The organism is Rickettsia montanensis str. OSU 85-930 (assembly GCF_000284175.1).
Lineage (GTDB): Bacteria > Pseudomonadota > Alphaproteobacteria > Rickettsiales > Rickettsiaceae > Rickettsia > Rickettsia rickettsii.
The window spans coordinates 961,734-982,969 of the sequence record NC_017043.1; the positions used below are offsets into that span (position 1 = coordinate 961,734).

The following is a 21,236-nucleotide window of genomic DNA, read 5'->3' on the forward strand; positions in this document are numbered from 1 at the left end:
GTCATTGCGAGCGACTGCAAGGAGCGTGGCAATCTCAGCAATTCTCCCGAGATTGCTTCGTCAATGACTTCGTAATTTCCTCGCAATAACGATTTTATTACTATAAATACTTCCCTTCTAAATATCTTATATACACCTCAGGGTTAATTTTTTCCTCATCGCTAGCACTTTTTAATAAATCTGCTGAATTTTTTAACGAACCGAGATTTCTAAAATTCTTATTTAGATAATTATTTAGATTACTAAAATCACCCTTTAATATATCATCTTTTATATTTGAATGCCTCTCTTTTACTTTTTTCATCACCATTGATGCGATAATTGCACCGTTTGTATAGGCGGGAAAGTAACCGAAATTTCCGTGTGACCAATGAATATCTTGAAGACAGCCGTTACTAAAACTTATCGGTTTAACTCCTAAATATTCCTGCATCTTACTATCCCAACAGCTTGGTAACTCATCGAGATTCAAGTCGCCATTGATGAGCATTTCCTCTATCTCAAAACGTAATATTACATGCATCGGATAAGTTACTTCATCTGCATCTACTCTTATAAAATCAGGCGTAACTCTTGTAATTTTTCTATATAAACTTGCCGCTGAATATTCTTCGCTTTTAAAAGCAAATTCGTCTCTAAGTAATTTAGCTAAAAATTCAGTAAATTCTCTTGATCTACCTACTTGCATTTCCATAAATAAAGATTGGCTTTCATGGAAGGCCATACCTTTAGCAAGCCCAACCGGCTGCCCTTTATACATTTCCGGTAGATTCTGCTCATATAAAGCATGTCCTGTTTCGTGAATAATTCCCATTAAACCGCTTATGAAATTATCTTTATCATACCTAGTAGTTAAACGTATATCGTTTGGCGTTCCACCGCAAAAAGGATGAGTCGATTCATCTAATAGTCCTTTTGTTAGATCAAACTGCATAATTTCCATAATGCGTTTTCCGATACGCTTTTGCATTTCAGGAGCTAGTTCGCTGTTCTTTACTAGTTCTTTCTCGGTTTTCTGTTTTTCTAAAACTTTATTTATGAGCTGCGGGAGTTCTTTTTTAAGTACTGAAAAAACTTGTTTGATCTCGCTACTTTTTCTGCTTGGATCAAACATATCTATTAATGAGTCGTATAATCCGCAATTAAAAGCATCTGCTCGTACTTTAGCAACTTCTTTCGTATAATCTAAGACTTTTTGTAAGTGTGATTTGAATAAATTATAGTCGTTATGTTTTCTTGCTTCTCGCCAAACAAGTGTGGCTTTAGTAGTAGCTGCTACCAATTTCTTTTGTAGCTGCTCGTCAATACAATTTGCATCTGTTACTTTTCTCTCAATCTCTCTAATATTACCATTCTGCCATTCATCAAGGTTCTTTGATTCTTCTTTTGCCTTGCTAAGCAGCTCCTTTAGAATAGGAGATTTGAGCATAGAATGAACTAGCGACGTTAAAGTTACTATTTCGTTTGTCCTACTCTCACCTGAACCCATAGGCATATTTACGGCGACATCCCAGTATAATATGCTCAAGATATTATTAAAATGTGAGATGGTTGCAAATTCGTTTTCTAATTTTGTGTAGTTGTTGTTCATATGTTCCCTATTATGTGTCATTCCCGCTTTCGCAGGAATGATATAAAAACCGTACCGCTAGTGCCTATTACAAATGCAACAACTCCTTTGCTGCTTTTAAACTTGCTTTGGTGATTGTTTTACCTGAAATCATGCGGGCGAGTTCCTCCTGTCTTTCAGCTAAATTTAAAGCTTTTACCGTTACTTTCGTTTCTTTCTCTAGCTGTGTTTTCTCGATTTTTATATGCAAATCCGCTTTACCTGCTACTTGCGGCTGGTGCGTAATAACTATTACTTGAGTAACGCTACTAAGTTTTTTTAATCTTTCACCTACTTTATCTGCGACCTCTCCGCCAATCCCGACATCTATTTCATCAAATATAATAGATGGTTTTACCATTTTATCAAACAAAGAAGTTTTTAAAGCTAACATGAATCTTGATAATTCACCGCCGGAAGCGATTTTATTAATTACTGCAGCTGCCGTTCCCGGGTTAGTAGACGCTTTAAACACAATATCGTCATTACCGTCGGCTGTTGGTTCTTTAGCATTTATCTCAATCTCAAAAATTGCTTTCGCCATTTTAAGCTGCTTTAGCTCCTGATGCAATGATTCTTCTAGATGTTTTGCAACAATAAGACGCTTTGCAGATAAATTACTCGCTAGTTCATAATATTTTTTCTGCAGTAGTACTTCTTGAGCTTTCAACTCATTACTATTTGTTATTTTGTTTTTTAATATACTGAGCTGCTCTAAAGATTTATCTAAAAATACACCTAACCCATCAGCAGGGACATTATATTTACGGCTAATAGCTTTTATTAAAAATAATCTTTCTTCTGTTTCTTCAAGATTATATTCCTCATAATTAAAACTATCTAACAGATTTGATAATTCTTGGCGTGCTTCTTCTAGATTATTATAGGCTTCCTCTAAACTTGTAACGATAGCTTCAAAACGCTCATTGTTGCCTTGCCTTGCTAATAATTTCTCTGCTCTATTAATCGATGTATTTATTTCAGGGTTATTTATCTGTTCTAGAATATCTTTTATTAGCTGTAAATCCTTATCTTTATTTTGCAAATCTTTTCGTAGATTTGCTAATTTTTCTTCTTCACCTGTTTGAATGTTCAGTTTAGTTAATTCTTCCGTTGCAAAGCTCAAATAATCAATTTCTTGTTCTATAGAATTTTGCTTAAGTGTTATTTCGGCCATTTCTTTCCGAGTATTTTGCCAAGTCTGGTAGCATTTGGAAAGCTCCGCTCGAAAGTCCAAAAGATTTCCATAACTATCTAAAATATCACGCTGCGTATTTGCTTCTAGAAGAGAAATATTATTATTTTGTCCATGAAGCTCGAATAAATAAGCAGCTAATTGCTGCATAAGAGCTTTAGTAACCACTTGATTATTAATGAAAAAATTTTTTCGTCCTTCGGCTTTTTGCAGACACTTTACAAACAATAACTCTTCAGGTTCAATAAAATTTTGAATCAGAAAATTTTTTATTTCTTCATTTAAAGAGAATATTATATTAACAACAGCGTAATCTTTTCCACGCTTTATTATATTATTTGCAGTTTTATAACCTAAGCAAAATAAAATAGCATCAAGTAAAATAGATTTACCGGCTCCCGTTTCACCGGTAATAACACATAAACCTTTATTAAACTCAATTTCCAGCTTGTCTATCAGAATGAAGTTTTGAACTGCGAGACTGCAGAACATATGCCGCTTAATTTTGGTGGTTCTGAACTAGCCTGTACGCATAACTATACCATTGACTATCAGGATAGTTGTAACCTAGCACTGAGGCATATTTTTTTGCTTCATCCGGAAGTCCGAGCATCATATAACCCTCGGCTAAACGGTAAAGAGCTTCTACCGAGTGAGAAGTAGTTTGATAATTATCAATTACCTCTTCAAATCTATTTATAGCTGCCATAGGATTCTTTTTCTTTAAGTAAAACCGACCTACCATCATCTCTTTACCTGCTAAATGATCGTTTACTAGGTCAATTTTTAAAGATGAATCAATAGCATATTTAGTATTTGGGAATTTTGCTATTACGTCTTCAAAACTATCTTTAGCTAGGGAAGTTCTAGATTGATCATGCTTTACGTCTGAAATTAACATATAATATGATAATGCTTTAAGGTAATATGCATAAGCAATGTCAACATTTGCAGGGTGCAAATTAATGAACATATCAAGCACATCAACCGCTTCTTCATATTGAGTGGCGAGAAATAAAGAATAAGCCTGCATCAATTCGGCTTGCGGCGTCATTTCATTACCTGGATGCTGGTAAAATACTCTCCCGAATTCTTCTGCAGCTTTCTTATATTTTTTCTTTTCCAATAAGGTAATACCTTCATTATAAAGGGTAGGGATAGGGACTACTATGTCATCACTGGTTTTTTTGTTTTTACACCCGCCTAAAACTAACCCTATAACTAAAAGGGTACTCAATAATTTTGTTAATTTCATAAGAACTTAAATTCAGTTAATAACTAAATATACATATAGGCTTACAGAATTTCAAGGATTCAATTTAAAATCTCACAAACTTATAAATTAGACCTATTCAGAAACTCGTTTATAGGTAGGAATTTGAAGGAGACACAGAACGCAGAACCGCAGCGTACACTTGTACGTGAGGATTCGAGTACCGGATTGACGTACAAATTACCCCTAGAAGTAGAGTTTCTGAATAGGTCTATATTCTTGGACTTATTTCTCTACCCAATGTCCTTTATCATTTTTATGGTATTTTTTTTCTACGGCCGACCTGCTACTTTATGTGCAACTGTCTCTCTAGAGTCATTTCCACGTCTTTTATCGGCATCCTTATATTGTTCAAATGCATGATTAAAAGCTTCGCGATAAACATCCTTAGCATGGCTTGGAAGATGATTTTTAACTGAATTAGGTAAATCTTTATTATTGTTATAAGGCATAAAAACCTCCGGTAATATTATGCAAATAATATTTTTATAATATTGGAGATTTCCTTTCTATAAGAAAGGTAAATAAAATTTACGACCACAGACTTTTCATTTTATTAAAAAAGCTGCCGTCATTTTCTTTTTCATTTATGGATTCTTTTTTGAATTCTTCTAGTAATTCACGTTGTCTTTTAGATAAATTTTTAGGTACTTCGACATGAATATGCGCAAGCATATCACCCCTAATAGTTGATCTCATTTTAGACATGCCTTTGCTGCGTAGCCTTAATTGATCACCGTTTTGTGTGCCTGCAGGAATTGTTAAGTTTACTTTTCCGCCTTCAATTACCGGTACTTCTACCTCTCCTCCAAGAGCAGCATTCACAAAACTAATAGGTAGTTTACAATGTAGATGTGCTCCGTCTACTTTATAAATATCATGTGGTTTTATTGCTATATCAACGTATAAATCACCGCTATTACCGCCTCTAATACCTGCTTCCCCTTCTCCGGTATGTCTTATTCTAGTACCGTTTTCAATACCGGCAGGAATATTTACCGATAAATTTCGTTGTTTATGGTAACGTCCCATGCCATGACATTTCTTGCAAGGATTTTTTATAATGTGTCCGTTACCTTGGCATTTATGACAAGCTTGTTCGATCGTAAAGAATCCTTGCTGCATTCTAGTCGCTCCAACACCGCTGCAAGCATCGCAAGTAGTTACGGTTTCACCTTTTTCGGAACCGCTACCGTGACAAGTATCGCATTTTACTACGCTAGAAAAGCTAATATTTTTTTCTATACCGTGAAATGCTTCCTCTAGGTTAATTGTCAGATTATATTTTAAATCTGAGCCTCTAACTTTAGCTGAAGTTGGGCGTGATGATCTTCTGCTGCCTCCCATAAAGTCGCTAAAGAAATCACCGAATATGTCGTTAATATCGGGGTGAAAACCGCCATGATTTCCTCCTCCCCCTCGTGATTGTTGATTTTGAAAAGCGTCGTGTCCAAAACGGTCATAAGCGGCTCTTTTTTGCTCATCTTTTAGAACATCATAAGCGGCATTGATTTCTTTAAATTTCTTTTCAGCATCTTTAGCATCAGTAGTATCAGGGTGATATTGCTTGGCTAGCTTGAGGTAGGCTTTTTTAATGTCAGCTTGGCTAGCTGTTTTATTAACCCCTAGTATTTGGTAATAATTTTGTGACATAATTTAATTTATAAAATGAGATTGTAACGTCATTACGAGGAAAATTACATAGTAATTTGACTAAGCAATATCAGGATATTTAACGAGATTGCCACGCAGCCTATAGCTGCTCGCAATGACGAAATTACTTCTACTTCTTCTCTACATCTTGAAAGTCGGCATCTACTATTTTTTCATCATTAGCGGCACTTTCTTCAGCAGGTTGGCTCTCGCTTTGTGCTTTATACATCGCTTCACCGATTTTCATGCTAGCTGCAGTTAAACTTTCAGTCTTTTCTTTAATCAAAGCAGCATCTTCCGACTCAAGCACGGCTTTTAAAGCGGCTAGTGTTTCTTCAACAGCTCTTTTATCGTCTGATGATAATTTATCGCCATATTCTGTAAGAGTTTTTTCAGTAGAATAAACTAAACTATCGGCAGCATTTTTTGTTTCAATAAGTTCCTTACGCTTTTTGTCTTCATCAGCATTTTGTTCGGCATCTTTAACCATTTGTTCAATTTCCGCATCGCTAAGACCACCGGAAGCTTGAATAGTTACTTTCTGCTCTTTACCGCTTGCTTTATCTTTAGCTGAAACATGCACTATTCCGTTAGCATCAATGTCAAACGTTACTTCTATTTGCGGCAAACCTCTTGGTGCAGGAGGTATACCTTCGAGATTAAACTGACCAAGTAATTTATTATCTTTTGCCATTTCACGTTCACCTTGGAATACTCTAATGGTTACGGCATGCTGGTTATCATCAGCAGTTGAGAATACCTGACTTTTCTTAGTAGGTATAGTAGTATTACGATCGATTAATCTTGTAAATACGCCGCCAAGAGTTTCAATGCCAAGGGATAGAGGTGTAACGTCTAATAATAATATATCCGTTACTTCTTTGTTAAGTACTCCGCCTTGAATAGCAGCACCGAGAGCTACAACCTCATCGGGATTTACGCCTTTATGCGGCTCACGTCCGAAGAATTTTTTTACGGCTTCTTGTACTTTCGGCATTCTAGTCATACCGCCTACTAATACTACTTCTTGAATATCAGAAGCTTTAAAACCTGCATCCTGTAATGCTTTACGGCAAGGCTCAATTGTTTTTTCAATTAAATCATCTACTAATTTTTCTAGTTCAGCTCTAGTAAATTTAATATTTAAGTGTTTTGGACCGCTACTATCAGCCGTAATATAAGGTAAATTAATATCGGTAGTTATTGCAGAAGATAGCTCTTTCTTAGCTTTTTCCGCGGCTTCTTTCAAACGTTGAAGTGCTAAAGGATCTTTACTTAAATCTACACCGTTTTCTTTTTTGAATACATCTATTAAATGGTTTAATATTCTTGTATCGAAATCTTCACCGCCAAGGAATGTATCGCCGTTTGTTGATTTCACTTCAAAAACACCGTCAGCGATCTCAAGAATTGAAACATCGAATGTTCCGCCGCCAAGATCGTATACTGCAATAGTTTTACTTGCCGATTTCTCGAAACCGTAAGCAAGAGCCGCAGCAGTCGGCTCGTTGATTATTCTAAGGACCTCAAGACCTGCTATTTTACCTGCATCTTTCGTTGCTTGACGCTGTGCATCATTAAAATAAGCAGGTACGGTAATTACTGCTTGTGTTACTTTGTCCCCTAAATAATTCTCAGCAGTTTCTTTCATTTTTTGTAAAATGAATGCACTAATTTGACTTGGTGAATATTTATTATTATCCGCTTCAACCCATGCATCACCGTTATCGGCTTTAACTATATTATACGGTACAATACCTTGGTCTTTCCTAACCATAGGATCGATAAAATTTCTACCGATTAATCTCTTTACCGCATATATAGTATTGCGAGGGTTAGTTACTGCTTGCCTCTTAGCAGATTGCCCGACTAATTTTTCGCCGTTTGCAAAAGCTATTATTGACGGCGTAGTTCTTTCACCTTCTGCATTTTCTATTACCTTTGGTTCTTTACCTTCCATAACCGCAACACAAGAGTTGGTAGTCCCAAGGTCGATACCTATTACTTTTCCCATAAGATTCCTCGTTTTCTTTTTTTTTATTTTATTATGACTTTTGATTTGATATAGTGCGGCTTAAGTGATTTTACAAGGGGTGACAATGAAAAAACTACTGATTTTACTAAAACTTTTATTTATTATTAATTTAGTTTTCCTAAATAATATAGTTTTAGCATCTAGCGAAACAAGCACTATTATATTTGAAAAAGCAAAGAAAGCAATCGTAACGATCGATACTAGAATTGCCGTATCGGCATATGACGATACAAGTAGTTGGACTGGAACGGGATTTATCAACGATAAGAACAACGGTTATATAATTACTAATACTCATGTTGTCGGTGGTGCGTCTATCGGAACTTATTTTGTTACTTTTTATAACGGTGAGCAGGCAGAAGCAAAACTTATCTATTACGATATTTGGCAAGATTATGCCGTTTTAAAAGTAGAGAGTAAAGATATACCGGCATCAGCAATGCAAATATCTTTTGCAAGCGAACTTCCAAAATTAAATCAAAAGGTTTTTGTAGTCGGTAACACAGAAGCAAAAGGTTTTTCTTTCCATACCGGTTATTTGTCCGATCTTTATAATATTGAAGGTTTAATGCCGCAATGTACTTATGTTATTAATTTAAATACTACAGGAGGTGCTAGCGGTTCACCGGTATTAAACGATAAGATTGAGGCTATAGGAGTATTATATGGTGGCGGTAAAACTCATTCTCTAGCGCTGCACGGTGATTATGTAGCTCGCACTTTAGAAAGTTTAAAGAATAATAAACAACCAGACAGAAAACATATAGGAATAATAAGCGGGTTATATTCTTTAAATAAAGCAGTTAGACATCACAATTTCCCTAAAGAAGAAATGGATAAATATATAAAGAAATTTCCTGATAGTAGAAATAGAGTGATAAGCGTTAAGGCAGTTCTAGCCGGATCACCTGCCGAAAAATCTTTAAAAGCCGGTGATATTATTTGGGCAGTTAATGATAAGGAACTCGGCGGCAATCTAGCATTATTTGATAGAGCAATGGATAATTTCAAAGGAATAGCTATTAAACTTACTATATTTCGTGACGGAAAAAAGCTAGAACAAGCAGTAGATTTATATGATGTGAACAATAATAAAATCGCTAAAATGATAAATTTCGGCGGTGCAGTATTTTTTGAAGCCGATGATTATTTTAGTAATAAATCAGGTATTCCGCTTAAAGCTCTAAGTATAGCTTCCGTTCAATCCGGTAGTAGCTTTAGCTCTATACCAACGTTTTTTACTAAAGATTATAAAAATGTTTATAGATTGCAAATTTTTGAGATGAAAGATTTAGCTTTAAGTAATCTTGATGATTTGGTGAAATTCTTACCTGCTATTACTAAAGAGAAGTTTATAACGGTTAGATTTAGAAATTATCAACCTTATTATGCTAATTTCGGTTATAATGAACTTATCTCGTCGCATGATGATATGATTGCTGATGTAACTCTAGATTCTATAGATACTAAGCCTTATATATTAAAGTATAATACTATTTCTCATGATTGGGATATGGAAAATATAAAACTTCAGTAACTAATGACATTGTGATAAATTAACAATTCTTAATCAATGAAGTAATATATAATTCAACTTGGTTTGTTGTGTTATTATTCTTAAATTTATAATCTTATATTTTAGGAGAATTGCAAATTAGCTCAGAGTAGTTCGCCAACTAGGTCATTTTTGTGTGGATTGATAAATATTCTTTATGTTATTCCTGCAAAAGCGAGACAGCATTGTTGCGTGGATACATACTAAAACCGTCATTGCGAGCAGCCGTAGGCTGCGTGGCAATCTCATGCAATAATAACAAACTCCTGAGATTGCTTCGTCAATTGCTATGCAATTTCCTCGCAATGACAGAAAAAACGCCCCTTACTCACCACCTAAGAAACATAGCTAATTAACAATTCCTCCTAAAATAATTAATAATTAATAAATTTAGGAGAATTAATGACTAAAGAACAAATACCTACCTACAGTAGATAAAACAAAAAACATCTTTTTTTAAGTTTTTTACAAAAATATAGTAATAACTCTAATACTCAGGATTCACTAACATCACCACGTTCAGATGATGATGATATAGAGAGGGATGTTTCTAAAAAAGAAGCTTCTTAAGAAAATTCAAAGCATTAATAGACAAGAATGATGAAGATGAACTAAAAGCATTTCTATTTGATAAAAATAATAAGTATATTTTACATGATGCGGTTGAGGATAAAGAACAAACATTAGTTGAAAAAATATTAGAATTAGCTAAATACGTAACAGAGACAACCTATAACGATTCAACAGTGTTACATTCAGCAGTTACAGGAATTGCTAACAAAGAGATTATCAAAGCTTTATTAGCAAAAAATCCTTATTTAGTAATGATCAAAGATGCTTCAGGTCTTACTCCATCATATTATAATACTAGTAAAGAAATATTGCAAAATTGTAAACGAGATATTATAGACCGGCTTAATATAGAACCATGGCACGGTTGGGCAGAAGATATGCACAAATATTTAGAAGATGATATGTCTATAATCGGAAAAAACAAGCATACAATAATGGAGCTTGTATAAAAAATTTGTAAATTATCGAACAAGCATCTTCCTTGTAAATTTAACATAGAGTATTAAATTTGCAAGGAAGATATAGAGAGTTCTTTAACAAAAAACAGTAAGTATGTAAAACTTACCGATTAAATTTAAAGCTTAAAAAATTATAATTCAGTAATAGGGATATACTTGATATTGCCATCTTCTCCTATCAATGGGTAATACTCTGTTTGAGGGTTATAAGCATCATAACTAATTGATGTTTGTGATGATAGTTTTTGTGCTAATATTACCAATTTTTCTTCATATAACTCAAAAGATTTTTCTAAATCCTCTTTTGCAATCTTTACAGTTTTAGCTTCAGCTGTATTTACTTTGAGTGTTTCAATATTTTCTGTTGAGCTATATTTTGTTAAAGTTACTTTTTCTTTTGCTGGGAGGGAAAAACATATTCTTATTTTTACCAATGCCATTTGTATTGAAATACTTAGAACAAGTTTATTTAATAACATCTAATACCTTAAAAATTTTGAAGCAGCACTATACAAGCCTCACTTATTAATGTCAACATAAATTAACATATTATTACTATAAAAATATTAATAAATGCTAATTATTATAATTTTCTTTCACGAAATCGAAATAAACTGTTATTAATATAAAAAACCAATCTTAATCTAATATATGCGTTCTTTATTTGTAATAATTATATTCTTTCTAATGAGCAGTTGTAATTTAAAACCGGTATATAGTGAAAAATACAGTAGAAATAATGATTTAGAAGCTATTGAAGTTGAACCGATTCGAACAATTGAAGGAGCTGAGTTTTATCATCGTTTAACTAGTATTTTACCTCAGAAAGCACAAGCAAAATACCTGCTTAAAGTAAAGCTTATCGCAACAACTATGCCTGCTACTATTGAAAAAAACTCCAATGTTTTAAGGGAATATATTAATCAATTAGTTAGATATAAATTAATTGATATAGAAAGCCAAAAGGTTTTAATTGAAGAGAAATTTTACCAAAACACGTCATATAATGCTATTTTTGCACCATATGTAACAAATGTTGAAAGAGATGAAACAGGAATAGACTTGGCATATCAAGCAGCAGAAGAAATTCGTAGCAGATTAATTTTATATTTTACACGGAAATAGTTAAGCTATGAAGTTTTATTTTTCACAAATAGGTAGATTATTTGAACTAATCACATCCGGAAAGATTAGAGCTCTTTTACTATATGGTCCTGATAAAGGTTATATAGAAAAAATTTGTAAGCATTTAGTAAAAAGCTTAAATATGCTACAAACTTCTATAGAATACGCAGATCTTAATATTTCATCTTTAGAAATATTACTTAATTCGTCTAATTTTTTTGGTCAAAAAGAATTAATTAAAATTAGATCGGTTGGGAATTCAATCGATAAGAATTTAAAAACAATTCTAAGCAGTGATTATATAAATTTTCCTGTATTTATAGGTGAAGAAATGACTTCTAGTGGAAGCATTAGAAAGTTTTTTGAAACGGAAGAATATTTAGCGGCAGTTGCTTGTTATCATGACGATGAAGCAAAAATTGAACGAATTATTTTAGGTAAAGTAGAAAAAACTAATAAAGTTATAAGTAAAGAAGCTATCACTTATTTAAAAGCTCATTTAAAAGGTGATCATGATTTAATTTGTAGCGAAATAAATAAATTAATATATTTTGTTCACGATGCACGCGAAATTACTTTAAACGACGTTCTAGAAGTTATAAGTAGCGAAATTACGGCAAACGGCAGTGATTTAGCAATGTATTTTTCAAAAAAAGATTATAGTAATTTTCTGCAAGAGTTTGATATATTAAAAAAACAAAATATCAATGAAGTTTTAATTATTAGAGCATTAATAAGGCATTATTTAAACTTATATATAGTTTTGTCGAAAGTAAAAAACGGTGAGCGTTTGGAACTCGCAATAAAATCATTATCACCACCGATTTTCTATCAGTATATTAATGATTTTATGAAGATAGCAAACGGTCTTAGCCTCACTGAATGTCTAAAGACTTTAAAAGTGCTACAACAGGCAGAAGTAGATTATAAGTTAAATCCTGCTAGTTTCGATTTATTCCAAAGTATACTCCAAAGTAAATGAAGAGTAGACGAAGTTTAATTTGGAAAAGCGCAAGGAGACTATAAGGCGAGGAGCGAGCGGGGCGTATACTTAATACGTGAGCACCGTAGCTCTTATAAGATGACGTAGCCAATTTGTCAAATTAAACGAGTATACATTATGCCTAGACCTGATTTTTCTGATCCTGACAAACAAATTCACGAGATAATTAGAGTTAATCATGCCGGAGAATATGGTGCAAAAAGAATTTATCAAGGACAGCTAAAATATATTAAATCTCAAAATGATCATATATTGATTAAAGAAATGCTTGACCACGAAGAAGTGCATTTAAATTATTTTGAAAAAAAATTACTGGAAAAAGAAGTAAGACCCACGTTTTTATTATTTTTTTGGCATCATTACGGATTTTTACTTGGTGCTTTATCTTCTTTGATGGGAATAAAAACGGTGATGCTTATTACCGAGAGTGTAGAAGAAGTAATAGAAAAACATTATGAACAGCAAATAAATTATTTAGAAAATAAAAATGTTGAGCCAGAATTATTAAATAATATTATTAAATTTCGACTTGATGAAATTGAACATAAAAATATTGCTATAATGAATGATAGTACTGAGGCAATATTTGCAGAAATAACTAGTAAAATAGTGAAGATAATTTGTCGTATCTCTATAATTTTAAGTAAGAAAATTTAGAGTTAACAGCTTAATTAGTTGAAAAATCTAGAAATATTTTACTTCTAAGATATTAAGAAGATAATAAAAAAACATTAATAATATTATTAGAAATGGTGATGAAAAGAAAAACTTTTTTAAATTTTTTCTTTATTTTTTGTACTTGTATTTTTTAGAATTAATAAATCTTTATTTTTATCAAACATAGCTAATACTACTCGCAATTCCTTTATTTAATTTATGCCTAAACCTAATCTAGAATTAATAAATAAAGGTGCCAGTGGTTAAGCTCCGTTGCTGTAAGACAACAACCTCCATTATACTTCATGATTTTACTCGCTTATAATAATAGACTCCTGGCATAACTTAACATTAAGTTTTGACAGATTGGTCTTGCAACAATGGAGCTTAAACATTATTAGCGGTCCATATGTTAGTTGAATAATATAAAGAGTCAAGAGATTGTAGTTGTCATTAATAATAAATAATGTAATTCTGAGTTATGTGGCATATTTTTTATATAATCTGCTTCTAGAATTTGCTTTTACATCAATAATAATTTATATTTATTTTCACTCATGCGAATAACAGATTACTTTTGTAGTTTGTTATTGGTGATAATTAGGAAATATAAAATAACAATATGAGTCAAAAGATAATTTTAAATAATTCATATTCTATTACTAAATCGCACTTATTCCATATAGTAGACCCAAGCCCTTGGCCCGTCCTAACATCTTTTGCTTTACTTCTTTTGGTTATAGGCGGCGTCTCGTTCATGCATGGCTACAAATTTAATGTATATATTTTATCTGCAGGGATTATTTCAGTAGGTTACTGTTTATATTCTTGGTGGAGAGATGTAGTGAAAGAAGGAATAGTCGAACATCAGCATACTAGTCCTGTTAGAAAAGGTTTACAAATAGGTATGGCGTTATTTATCTTAACGGAAATAGTATTTTTTGGTGTATTTTTTGCTTCTTTTTTTAAATCAAGTCTATCACCCGTAGGTCTTTTAGACGGTGTATGGGTTGTAAAGCAGGGCATTTGGCCTCCACCTACAATTAAAACTTTTGAGCCGTTTGATATTCCTTTTATCAATACTTTAATACTACTCTTATCAGGCACTACCGTTACTTGGGCTCACTACGCCTTAGAAGAAAAAAATCAAAAAGATTGTGTAACTGCACTTGTTCTTACCATATTGCTTGGAATATTTTTTACAACTATGCAGGCATATGAATATTACCATGCGGCGTTTAAATTTACAGATGGTATATATGCTTCTAATTTTTATTTAGCCACGGGTTTTCATGGAGCTCATGTAATTATAGGTACTATATTTCTAATAATTTGCTGTTTTAGAGCAAAAAGAGGAGATTTTACTACAGAAGGTAATGGACATTTAGGGTTTGAATGTGCTGCATGGTACTGGCATTTTGTGGATGTGGTTTGGTTATTTTTATTTACGTTTGTTTATATATTTGGAAGTTAAATTATACTATATGTGATTATAATGTTACTTAAAATAAGTGTTTTTAAAATATTTTTGCATATTAATTAAAATTGCATATATTTAGGAGTTGATTTATATGTAAATAAATTATACATTATCCTTTAAATGCTAATTATTTTATTGAGGTAAAACATATGAACTTTCCTATTCGTAAATTAAACGAAGAATTAATCGGTTATAATCTATCATTACGCATATTATTTACTGTTCTAAGCGTGGCTATTATTATGGTAGCTTTTGATAGCTTAGGTAGTGGTAGTAATGCTGGCGATCCTGTAGGTGAGGCATTATGTAAGTTAATTAAAGTATTCAGAGGCAATACTGCAAAAGGTATAGCTGTTGTCGGTATAATTGTTCTGGGAATTCAAACATTAAGAGGGAAATTGCAGTGGGAAGTAGCTTTAGTGGTAGTTACTGCAATCATTATATTATTTAAAGCTCCAGATATTGTTAATATGGTATCAAGTGATACTAATAGCTCAAGTTGTGGTGTTTCCTAATACACGAAAAAATTATTATATCTTTAGTAATGCCCATAAGCTTCGGCTTATGGGTGTTTTTATTTTTAAGTGATGTTGTTGCATAGCCCCTATGTCATCCCCATATGGCATCGTTGCGTGGGGCGAAAAATGCGTTAGGTGTTATAGTGTGGCTTGACTCTCTATTGTATGAACGGTTAGTATGTCATTCCTGCAAAGGCAGGGATAAGACAACCTTAATATAGGTTACATATTTAATAAAAATAAACATATAAAAACAAGTTTTTATATGTTTTACTGGATTCCCGCCTACGTGGGGGGAATGACATCAATTGCCTTTGTACTCAGGTCAACGGCAACATTCGTACAATACTCAATAGTGTTTTAATTGTTTTGATGGACCACGTGGTTAAACCACGGGATGACAGTGGATTTTGTCGGTCTATGCAACAACGTCCTCACTTAAATAAAAGTCCTAATCTATTACCTATAGCAATATCAATATATTTTGCTGTAATAGGGATCCCTTCAATATTCATTTCTAGATATATTGCTTGTTTTGCAGGGATTTTTGTTTGTAGTTTTGTAATTGATACATATTCATCTAAAGCTTGATTATTAGTATCCATTACTCTCACTTTGATTATAGGATCGGAAATTAAATAATCAGACTCATTAGATAATTTATAAAATATCTTCATACCGCCTATATGACGAGATTTGCCTAAATTAATTTCTTCTATCTTTAATTGATCATATTTACCTAAGAATTTAAAGCTATCTATTAGTAATATCACTAAACAAAAAATTATAAAGCTAGTCCATAATATTGGAAATATATTATATTTTTTCTTAGGAGGAATATACGGTAAAATAACCGGCACATTAGCATTGTAATGATTTTTAATAGGGGTTTTAATAGTTCCCGTGTTTACTTTGTCTTTAAAATCATTTAATGTACTAGTATTATAGTCTAATTTCTGATACCACAAATGGCTACATTTGGAACATTTTACTCGTCGTCCGTTAGTACCTATTTGATTGCTTGTAACAATAAATCTTGTTTGGCAATTTGGGCAAGTAATATACATAGTTAATTATAATTATTATGTTTGACTTCATGATAATCTCATTTATTATTTTTGGCAATAAAACAGTTAAAAGATATGTCCTCTCTTATTAAAGAAATTGAAGAAGCTTGGCAAATTAAGGACAAACTTCTTCAAGATTCTTCAAAGCTTATAACATTAAAGCAAACTCTTAATGATAGTATAGAAAGCTTAAATCAAGGTACGATTCGTGTTTGTGAAAAGAAAGAAAATAGTTGGCAAGTTAATGAATGGGTAAAGAAAGCTATATTGCTATATTTTATCACTACGGAATCACAACTTTATAATAACAATTATAATAGTTGGTATGATAAAGTCGCTCCTAAATTTTCTGCAGATACTGATAAAAATACATTCAAAGAAGCAGCTATACGCAAAGTGCCCGGAGCTGTTGTTAGAACCGGTACTTATATAGCTAAAAATGTTGTAATTATGCCTTCTTTCATTAATATAGGTGCTTATATAGATGAGGGAACAATGATTGATACATGGGCTACTATCGGCTCATGTGCTCAAATCGGCAAGAATTGCCATATTTCAGGCGGTACGGGAATAGGTGGGGTGCTTGAGCCGTTGCAAGCAAAGCCTGTTATCATTGAAGATAATTGTTTTATCGGTGCAAGATCGGAAATAGCAGAAGGTGTAATAGTAGAGGAAGGAGCAGTAATTAGTATGGGGGTGTTTATCGGTAGCTCTACAAAAATAGTATACAGAGATACAGGTGAAATTATTTACGGCAGAATTCCGGCTTATTCCGTTGTAGTTCCAGGAGTATTACCTGCTAAGGAAGCCGGTAAGCCTGGACTTTATTGCGTAGTTATCGTAAAACAAGTCGATAAAACTACTAGAGCTAAAGTAAGCATAAATGATTTACTGAGATAAATAGATCAATGTGAGCGTTCATGGGTTTTTCACTGTCACCCCGTGGCCTGAACACGGGGTCCAAAAAAATAACTTCAATATTGTTACCTACACTACATGTTTAACAAAATAAACATATAAAAATAAATTTTTATATGTTTTACTGGATTCCGTGAATAAATCACGGGATGACAGAGAGGAATAATAAGCCGCTTAACACCAGTGAACGGTCACAGATCAATAATATCGCCGATTATACCATTAAGATATCCCTCTCTTTGTTGTTGTTCTGAAATATCTGTTTGTTGAATTGCATTATTATTTGGGGTTCCTAAGAAAGTATTGTATGCCATAAGCATTGCATCTCGTTGTTTTTACACCAGCTGCTTTAAAATATGATTCTGCAGCATCTGTTTCCTGTTGTTTTTTGAAAGCAAAGTTCATTTCCTTGGGCCATATATAAATCATATTTTATAGGCTTTTCATCCTTATTTATAAGACTGTCATAACATTTTAATATAGAGTCTAATTTATTATTCTTTCTATAAAATATGATAGCTGGGTCTTCACGTCCTAAGTTAAATAGCATATCGCCGATTTTATTGTACATTTCTTTAAGTTCTTCATTACATGTTAGAGCTGCATTATAATTAGCTAAAGCTCCATTATAATCTTCTTCTTCGCTCAATATATCGCCTATTTTAGAGTAGCAGCTAGTTATAGTTTGAGTCACTTCTGCTTTGTCCGAGTACTTATTTAACCACTCTATGGCTTCTTTATGATATTGCACTGGTTGATCGTGTTTAGGTTCTATATTTTTTATAGAAGATAGATAGTTATTTTGTATGAATAAATCGCATATTTCAATTAAGGAACTATAGCAATCATTGGATTGAGACCATGTTGTAGATAACATTTCTTCAAATAATGATAATTCTTTAATTTGTAGGTTTAATACATATCGGTAAGCTTGAATAACCGGTTTATTGTCTGTAAATTTCTCAATAGAGTCTAAAATTTGAAATATTACCCCTATAAGGTTATTAGCTTGTTTGTTTAATATGATAGCTTGAAATTCTGATAATTGTGCTAATCCTTCAAAACAAGAAAGAGTTTTTTCTATAGCCGGATATTGTATTGGAATATGGTTTAATATAACCCTCATAGTTATTATCTAAAAATTTTGAGTAGTTAAGAGGTGTATATACATTAAAGTCTTCAAAAATTGATTGGATAGTATTAATTTCTTGACCGTTTTCGATAATCTTAAGGTTGTTCTCAAGAGCATTTAAAAATGTGCTTTTTCCGCTATAAGGTAATCCTATTACTACTGTAGCTTCTGGTGTTTTTCCTGCTGGTATTAGTGAATAATTCACTTCAGTCAATGCATTTAGAATATTTGCTTTTAAAGAATCAAGAGCAGTTTCTTCTTCTGTGAAAGGTTTAATATCAACTTCTGTGGGAATTTTAAATTTCATATATAACCGCTAATCTATTCTTTAATATAAATTTTTATACTGTCGCTTTCGCCGCTATCGCTGATAGCTCTAATAATAAATTCACCGGCTTTTGCTTTCCATATTACTGCTTCGTTTGGTTTTGCGGTTGCTATTAATTCATTTTCCACAAACCAAAAAATGTTGTTGGTTTTATTATCGCTAATCGCACTAAAAGTAATGTTATCACTATTTTTAATTGAATGTACGGAATTTTTTAACGGGTATATAATTTTAGGTTTTTGATGATGCCAATTTATCAACCTATTGCAATGGTTTGTAGGTATCGATTTCGGTAATATATGTATTCCTGCTTTTTGATAAACCGAAAGCATATCTATTGGCCATAAATTTACTGTTTTATATTCTGTTTGTCCTTTAATAAAGTTACAAGCAGGCATACCGGTTTTTAAATCTATCAACATTTTTCTATAAATACCGGATTGTTTTATCGGTGATTTGCCTTTAATGAATAAGGTTTCTGCTTTAACCGTACACATGTCGTTATCGATATCTCCCGTATCTGCACAAACTTTTACTTTAGTAATATTTAGTGTATTAATTTTTGAAAGGATTAAATCCTCATCTTTATTTGGTCTAGCTATGGATTCGATAATATTAAAGAATAAAGGGGCTGCAGAAATATTACCCGTAAATGTTCCGTGAGTTTGCCCTTTGAAATCCCCAACCCAAACAGCAAGTACGTATTTTCCGAATATGCCGACACTAAGTGCATCTCTAAATGAGCTGGAAGTACCTGTTTTCCAATAAATCGGTAAGTTATGTCTTGTATTATTATAGGTAATAGGACGAGTCGTATCTTTTATAATATCAAGTGTTAAATAGCTTGCCTCGGGGGATAGTAGTACGGTGTCCGTGTCATCCTTGTCCTCTACTGTGTCATTCCTGCGAAAGCAGGAATCCAGTAAATCATATGAAATTTTTGTTCCAACATTTAGGTCATTTTTTATGGATTCCTGCTTTCGCAGGAATGGCATAGTAGAATCCAATACTTTTCTAAGCGGTTTATAAGTACCGAAATTAGCAAGCATAGCATAAAGAGTAGTTAACTCTTCAAGAGTAATTTCTGCTGTGCCGAGTACTATAGATAAGCCGTAATTTTCAGGTTTTCGTAAGCCGCTAATTTTTGCTTGTTGTAAGAACTCATAAAAATTCGGGTTTTTTAACTTAGACGCCAGAAATATTACAGGTACGTTACGGCTCTTTATTAACGATTCTCTAGCACTTAAACCGCCTGCAAACCTACTATCAAAATTTTCTGGTTTATAATGATCGTAGTAAGTAGGTGTATCCTTTAGTAAAGTTAACGGATGTATTAGTGATTGATCAAAACTAAGTGCATAAACAAACGGTTTTAAAGCTGAGCCTGGAGATCTATGGCTTTTAGTGCCGTTAATCTGTCCACAAATATCGTTATTAAAAAACTCTCCGGAGCCAATACTTGCAAGCACTTCCATAGTAGTAAAATCAATAAGGATTACGGAGGCATTATTAATGCCATATTTTTTCCGATCATTAATATATAGCCGAACTTGTTTTTCTATAGTAGCTTGCAGGTTTTTATCTATAGTAGTGCGTATAATAGGGCTATCATTATTTGCTAGTATGTCTAAAGTAAAATGCGGTGCAATAAAAGGAAGCTTTTTATTTTGATTAAATTTAATCGGCAAACTAATTAACTTATTATAAATAATATCTTGTGGGTGAATCGTGAGCCACTCGGTAAATAGATATTTACGTGCTTTAAAAATATTAATATCATTCCCGCCTCTTTTAAGCGGATTTTGTGGGATTACTGCAAGGCTTAGAATATCGATCAAATTTAAATCTTTTAGGTCACGATTAAAGTAAATATAACTGCCGGCTGCGATCCCTTCAATATTACTACCGTAAGGCACTAGATTTAGATAAGCTTCTAGGATTTCATCTTTTGAATAATGTAGCTCTACATGAATAGCTTTAATGATTTGATGGATTTTACCAAGAATAGTAGAAGAGTTTATTCCATATCTTAAACGTGCTACTTGCATTGTTATAGTAGAGCCGCCTATTTTACGATTATTCTGTAAATAAGTAGAATAAAAAGCTTTGGCTAAAGAAACGGGGTTAACGCCAAAATGCTCATAAAAATGCTTGTCTTCATATAATAGTACTGCTTCTATAAAACTTGCCGGTATTTCACGTATAGGAGTGAATATCCTATATTTATCGTCTTTAGAAAGCGAAATACGCATTAACTCGCCGTTTCGGTCAAATACTCTTTGTGAGAAACTTACGTCTTTCAGTAAAGGCGCAGGAGGAATAGCAAAATATAATATTATAATGCCGCTGATTGTAATAAAAAGTAATTTGGTTTTGAGAGACAAAGTATATACCTTATAATTTAATGTCATTCCCGCGTAGGCAAGAGAGCGCGGTTGCGTGGAACGATTTTTTCGTCATTGCGAGGAAAAACTGTAAGTTTTGACGAAGCAATATTGGAAAAATGCCTGAGATTGCCACGTTCACTAACATTCGCTCGCAATGACGACTTGGGTATTCATGCGGGAATGACATCATGTTATATAACAATCATTATAAAGCATTTTAAAAATAATGAAAATTTTAATAATATAGCTTGCATGTATAGAAGTAATACC

Annotated in this window: 20 protein-coding genes and 1 pseudogene; 9 read left to right on the forward strand and 12 right to left on the reverse strand. The window is 32.8% G+C overall.

Annotated elements, in window-relative coordinates; all coding sequences use genetic code 11:
• Positions 1 to 100: 100 nt before the first annotated feature.
• The 3 genes from MCI_RS05220 to MCI_RS05230 all read right to left on the reverse strand — a co-directional run bounded on the left by MCI_RS05220 (position 101) and on the right by MCI_RS05230 (position 4,059).
• The gene (locus tag MCI_RS05220) at positions 101 to 1,591 is read right to left on the reverse strand and encodes a carboxypeptidase M32 (protein WP_014409956.1); all 1,491 of its coding nucleotides are present in this window, start codon (positions 1,589 to 1,591) and stop codon (positions 101 to 103) included.
• Positions 1,592 to 1,658: 67 nt separating this feature from the next.
• On the reverse strand, positions 1,659 to 3,296 hold the full coding sequence (recN, locus tag MCI_RS05225) for a DNA repair protein RecN (RefSeq protein WP_014409957.1): 1,638 nt from the start codon (positions 3,294 to 3,296) through the stop codon (positions 1,659 to 1,661).
• A 7-nt stretch (positions 3,297 to 3,303) separates the two neighbouring features.
• Positions 3,304 to 4,059 (reverse strand): outer membrane protein assembly factor BamD, encoded by a 756-nt coding sequence (locus MCI_RS05230; protein WP_014409958.1) that lies wholly within the window; start codon positions 4,057 to 4,059, stop codon positions 3,304 to 3,306.
• Positions 4,060 to 4,178: 119 nt separating this feature from the next.
• Between MCI_RS05230 and MCI_RS10550 the strand changes: the two are divergent.
• A pseudogene (locus MCI_RS10550) lies at positions 4,179 to 4,299 on the forward strand (palindromic element RPE1 domain-containing protein); the annotation flags it as partial.
• Between the two features lie 50 nt (positions 4,300 to 4,349).
• On the opposite strand, the gene MCI_RS09975 reads toward MCI_RS10550, so the two are convergent.
• The 3 genes from MCI_RS09975 to dnaK all read right to left on the reverse strand — a co-directional run bounded on the left by MCI_RS09975 (position 4,350) and on the right by dnaK (position 7,744).
• Positions 4,350 to 4,529, reverse strand: a complete 180-nt coding sequence (locus tag MCI_RS09975) for a ChaB family protein (protein WP_014409959.1) — start codon at positions 4,527 to 4,529, stop codon at positions 4,350 to 4,352.
• 79 nt (positions 4,530 to 4,608) lie between these two features.
• The gene (gene dnaJ, locus MCI_RS05240) at positions 4,609 to 5,730 is read right to left on the reverse strand and encodes a molecular chaperone DnaJ (RefSeq protein ID WP_014409960.1); all 1,122 of its coding nucleotides are present in this window, start codon (positions 5,728 to 5,730) and stop codon (positions 4,609 to 4,611) included.
• A gap of 130 nt (positions 5,731 to 5,860) precedes the next feature.
• Positions 5,861 to 7,744 carry a molecular chaperone DnaK gene (gene dnaK / locus MCI_RS05245; protein WP_014409961.1) on the reverse strand — a complete coding sequence of 628 codons (1,884 nt, stop codon included), beginning with the start codon at positions 7,742 to 7,744 and terminating at the stop codon, positions 5,861 to 5,863.
• A gap of 64 nt (positions 7,745 to 7,808) precedes the next feature.
• Here dnaK and MCI_RS05250 point away from each other — a divergent pair, with 64 nt between their 5' ends.
• Both MCI_RS05250 and MCI_RS05255 read left to right on the forward strand, forming a co-directional pair.
• A complete protein-coding gene (locus MCI_RS05250; protein ID WP_014409962.1) occupies positions 7,809 to 9,302 on the forward strand; it encodes a S1C family serine protease in 1,494 nt (497 codons plus the stop codon).
• Between the two features lie 764 nt (positions 9,303 to 10,066).
• The gene (locus tag MCI_RS05255; protein WP_014409963.1) at positions 10,067 to 10,342 is read left to right on the forward strand and encodes a hypothetical protein; all 276 of its coding nucleotides are present in this window, start codon (positions 10,067 to 10,069) and stop codon (positions 10,340 to 10,342) included.
• 140 nt (positions 10,343 to 10,482) lie between these two features.
• Here the strand turns inward: MCI_RS05255 and MCI_RS05260 are convergent, their stop codons facing one another.
• Positions 10,483 to 10,830: a hypothetical protein gene (locus MCI_RS05260; protein ID WP_014409964.1), complete on the reverse strand. Its 348-nt coding sequence runs from the start codon at positions 10,828 to 10,830 to the stop codon at positions 10,483 to 10,485.
• 172 nt (positions 10,831 to 11,002) lie between these two features.
• Here MCI_RS05260 and MCI_RS05265 point away from each other — a divergent pair, with 172 nt between their 5' ends.
• The 5 genes from MCI_RS05265 to MCI_RS05285 all read left to right on the forward strand — a co-directional run bounded on the left by MCI_RS05265 (position 11,003) and on the right by MCI_RS05285 (position 15,131).
• A complete protein-coding gene (locus MCI_RS05265) occupies positions 11,003 to 11,476 on the forward strand; it encodes a hypothetical protein (protein ID WP_014409965.1) in 474 nt (157 codons plus the stop codon).
• Positions 11,477 to 11,483: 7 nt separating this feature from the next.
• The gene (gene holA, locus MCI_RS05270; RefSeq protein WP_014409966.1) at positions 11,484 to 12,458 is read left to right on the forward strand and encodes a DNA polymerase III subunit delta; all 975 of its coding nucleotides are present in this window, start codon (positions 11,484 to 11,486) and stop codon (positions 12,456 to 12,458) included.
• A gap of 138 nt (positions 12,459 to 12,596) precedes the next feature.
• Positions 12,597 to 13,136 carry a demethoxyubiquinone hydroxylase family protein gene (locus tag MCI_RS05275; RefSeq protein WP_014409967.1) on the forward strand — a complete coding sequence of 180 codons (540 nt, stop codon included), beginning with the start codon at positions 12,597 to 12,599 and terminating at the stop codon, positions 13,134 to 13,136.
• Between the two features lie 622 nt (positions 13,137 to 13,758).
• Entirely contained in the window at positions 13,759 to 14,610 is an 852-nt protein-coding gene (locus MCI_RS05280) for a cytochrome c oxidase subunit 3 (protein ID WP_014409968.1), read from the forward strand.
• Between the two features lie 155 nt (positions 14,611 to 14,765).
• Positions 14,766 to 15,131, forward strand: a complete 366-nt coding sequence (locus MCI_RS05285) for a TrbC/VirB2 family protein (RefSeq protein WP_014409969.1) — start codon at positions 14,766 to 14,768, stop codon at positions 15,129 to 15,131.
• A 437-nt stretch (positions 15,132 to 15,568) separates the two neighbouring features.
• On the opposite strand, the gene MCI_RS05290 is transcribed toward MCI_RS05285, so the two are convergent.
• A complete protein-coding gene (locus tag MCI_RS05290; RefSeq protein ID WP_014409970.1) occupies positions 15,569 to 16,201 on the reverse strand; it encodes an MJ0042-type zinc finger domain-containing protein in 633 nt (210 codons plus the stop codon).
• Positions 16,202 to 16,276: 75 nt separating this feature from the next.
• Here MCI_RS05290 and dapD point away from each other — a divergent pair, with 75 nt between their 5' ends.
• On the forward strand, positions 16,277 to 17,101 hold the full coding sequence (gene dapD / locus MCI_RS05295; RefSeq protein ID WP_014409971.1) for a 2,3,4,5-tetrahydropyridine-2,6-dicarboxylate N-succinyltransferase: 825 nt from the start codon (positions 16,277 to 16,279) through the stop codon (positions 17,099 to 17,101).
• A gap of 209 nt (positions 17,102 to 17,310) precedes the next feature.
• On the opposite strand, the gene MCI_RS10340 is transcribed toward dapD, so the two are convergent.
• Genes MCI_RS10340 through pbpC form a run of 4 tightly spaced genes read right to left on the reverse strand, consistent with a single transcriptional unit; the run spans position 17,311 to position 20,963 of the window.
• A complete protein-coding gene (locus tag MCI_RS10340) occupies positions 17,311 to 17,433 on the reverse strand; it encodes a hypothetical protein (RefSeq protein WP_269479122.1) in 123 nt (40 codons plus the stop codon).
• A gap of 35 nt (positions 17,434 to 17,468) precedes the next feature.
• On the reverse strand, positions 17,469 to 18,245 hold the full coding sequence (locus MCI_RS09980) for a tetratricopeptide repeat protein (RefSeq protein ID WP_014409973.1): 777 nt from the start codon (positions 18,243 to 18,245) through the stop codon (positions 17,469 to 17,471).
• Complete coding sequence (locus tag MCI_RS05310) at positions 18,178 to 18,558, reverse strand: hypothetical protein (RefSeq protein ID WP_014409974.1); 381 nt, start codon at positions 18,556 to 18,558, stop codon at positions 18,178 to 18,180. Before MCI_RS05310 ends, MCI_RS09980 begins: the two co-directional genes overlap by 68 nt.
• A 14-nt stretch (positions 18,559 to 18,572) precedes the next feature.
• Entirely contained in the window at positions 18,573 to 20,963 is a 2,391-nt protein-coding gene (pbpC, locus tag MCI_RS05315; RefSeq protein ID WP_041404246.1) for a penicillin-binding protein 1C, read from the reverse strand.
• Between the last annotated feature and the right edge of the window lie 273 nt (positions 20,964 to 21,236).

Excerpts from the sequence above, each read along its gene's own strand:
- MCI_RS05265 (WP_014409965.1), top strand. The coding sequence starts at position 11,003 with ATGCGTTCTTTATTTGTAATAATTATATTCTTTCTAATGAGCAGTTGT.
- MCI_RS05290 (WP_014409970.1), bottom strand. The coding sequence starts at position 16,201 with ATGTATATTACTTGCCCAAATTGCCAAACAAGATTTATTGTTACAAGC.
- MCI_RS05260 (WP_014409964.1), bottom strand. The coding sequence starts at position 10,830 with ATGTTATTAAATAAACTTGTTCTAAGTATTTCAATACAAATGGCATTG.
- MCI_RS05310 (WP_014409974.1), bottom strand. The coding sequence starts at position 18,558 with ATGAAATTTAAAATTCCCACAGAAGTTGATATTAAACCTTTCACAGAA.
- holA (WP_014409966.1), top strand. The coding sequence starts at position 11,484 with ATGAAGTTTTATTTTTCACAAATAGGTAGATTATTTGAACTAATCACA.
- MCI_RS10340 (WP_269479122.1), bottom strand. The coding sequence starts at position 17,433 with ATGGCATACAATACTTTCTTAGGAACCCCAAATAATAATGCAATTCAA.
- MCI_RS09975 (WP_014409959.1), bottom strand. The coding sequence starts at position 4,529 with ATGCCTTATAACAATAATAAAGATTTACCTAATTCAGTTAAAAATCAT.
- MCI_RS05220 (WP_014409956.1), bottom strand. The coding sequence starts at position 1,591 with ATGAACAACAACTACACAAAATTAGAAAACGAATTTGCAACCATCTCA.
- MCI_RS05230 (WP_014409958.1), bottom strand. The coding sequence starts at position 4,059 with ATGAAATTAACAAAATTATTGAGTACCCTTTTAGTTATAGGGTTAGTT.
- dapD (WP_014409971.1), top strand. The coding sequence starts at position 16,277 with ATGTCCTCTCTTATTAAAGAAATTGAAGAAGCTTGGCAAATTAAGGAC.
- MCI_RS05275 (WP_014409967.1), top strand. The coding sequence starts at position 12,597 with ATGCCTAGACCTGATTTTTCTGATCCTGACAAACAAATTCACGAGATA.
- MCI_RS09980 (WP_014409973.1), bottom strand. The coding sequence starts at position 18,245 with ATGAGGGTTATATTAAACCATATTCCAATACAATATCCGGCTATAGAA.
- dnaK (WP_014409961.1), bottom strand. The coding sequence starts at position 7,744 with ATGGGAAAAGTAATAGGTATCGACCTTGGGACTACCAACTCTTGTGTT.
- recN (WP_014409957.1), bottom strand. The coding sequence starts at position 3,296 with ATGTTCTGCAGTCTCGCAGTTCAAAACTTCATTCTGATAGACAAGCTG.
- dnaJ (WP_014409960.1), bottom strand. The coding sequence starts at position 5,730 with ATGTCACAAAATTATTACCAAATACTAGGGGTTAATAAAACAGCTAGC.
- MCI_RS05280 (WP_014409968.1), top strand. The coding sequence starts at position 13,759 with ATGAGTCAAAAGATAATTTTAAATAATTCATATTCTATTACTAAATCG.
- MCI_RS05285 (WP_014409969.1), top strand. The coding sequence starts at position 14,766 with ATGAACTTTCCTATTCGTAAATTAAACGAAGAATTAATCGGTTATAAT.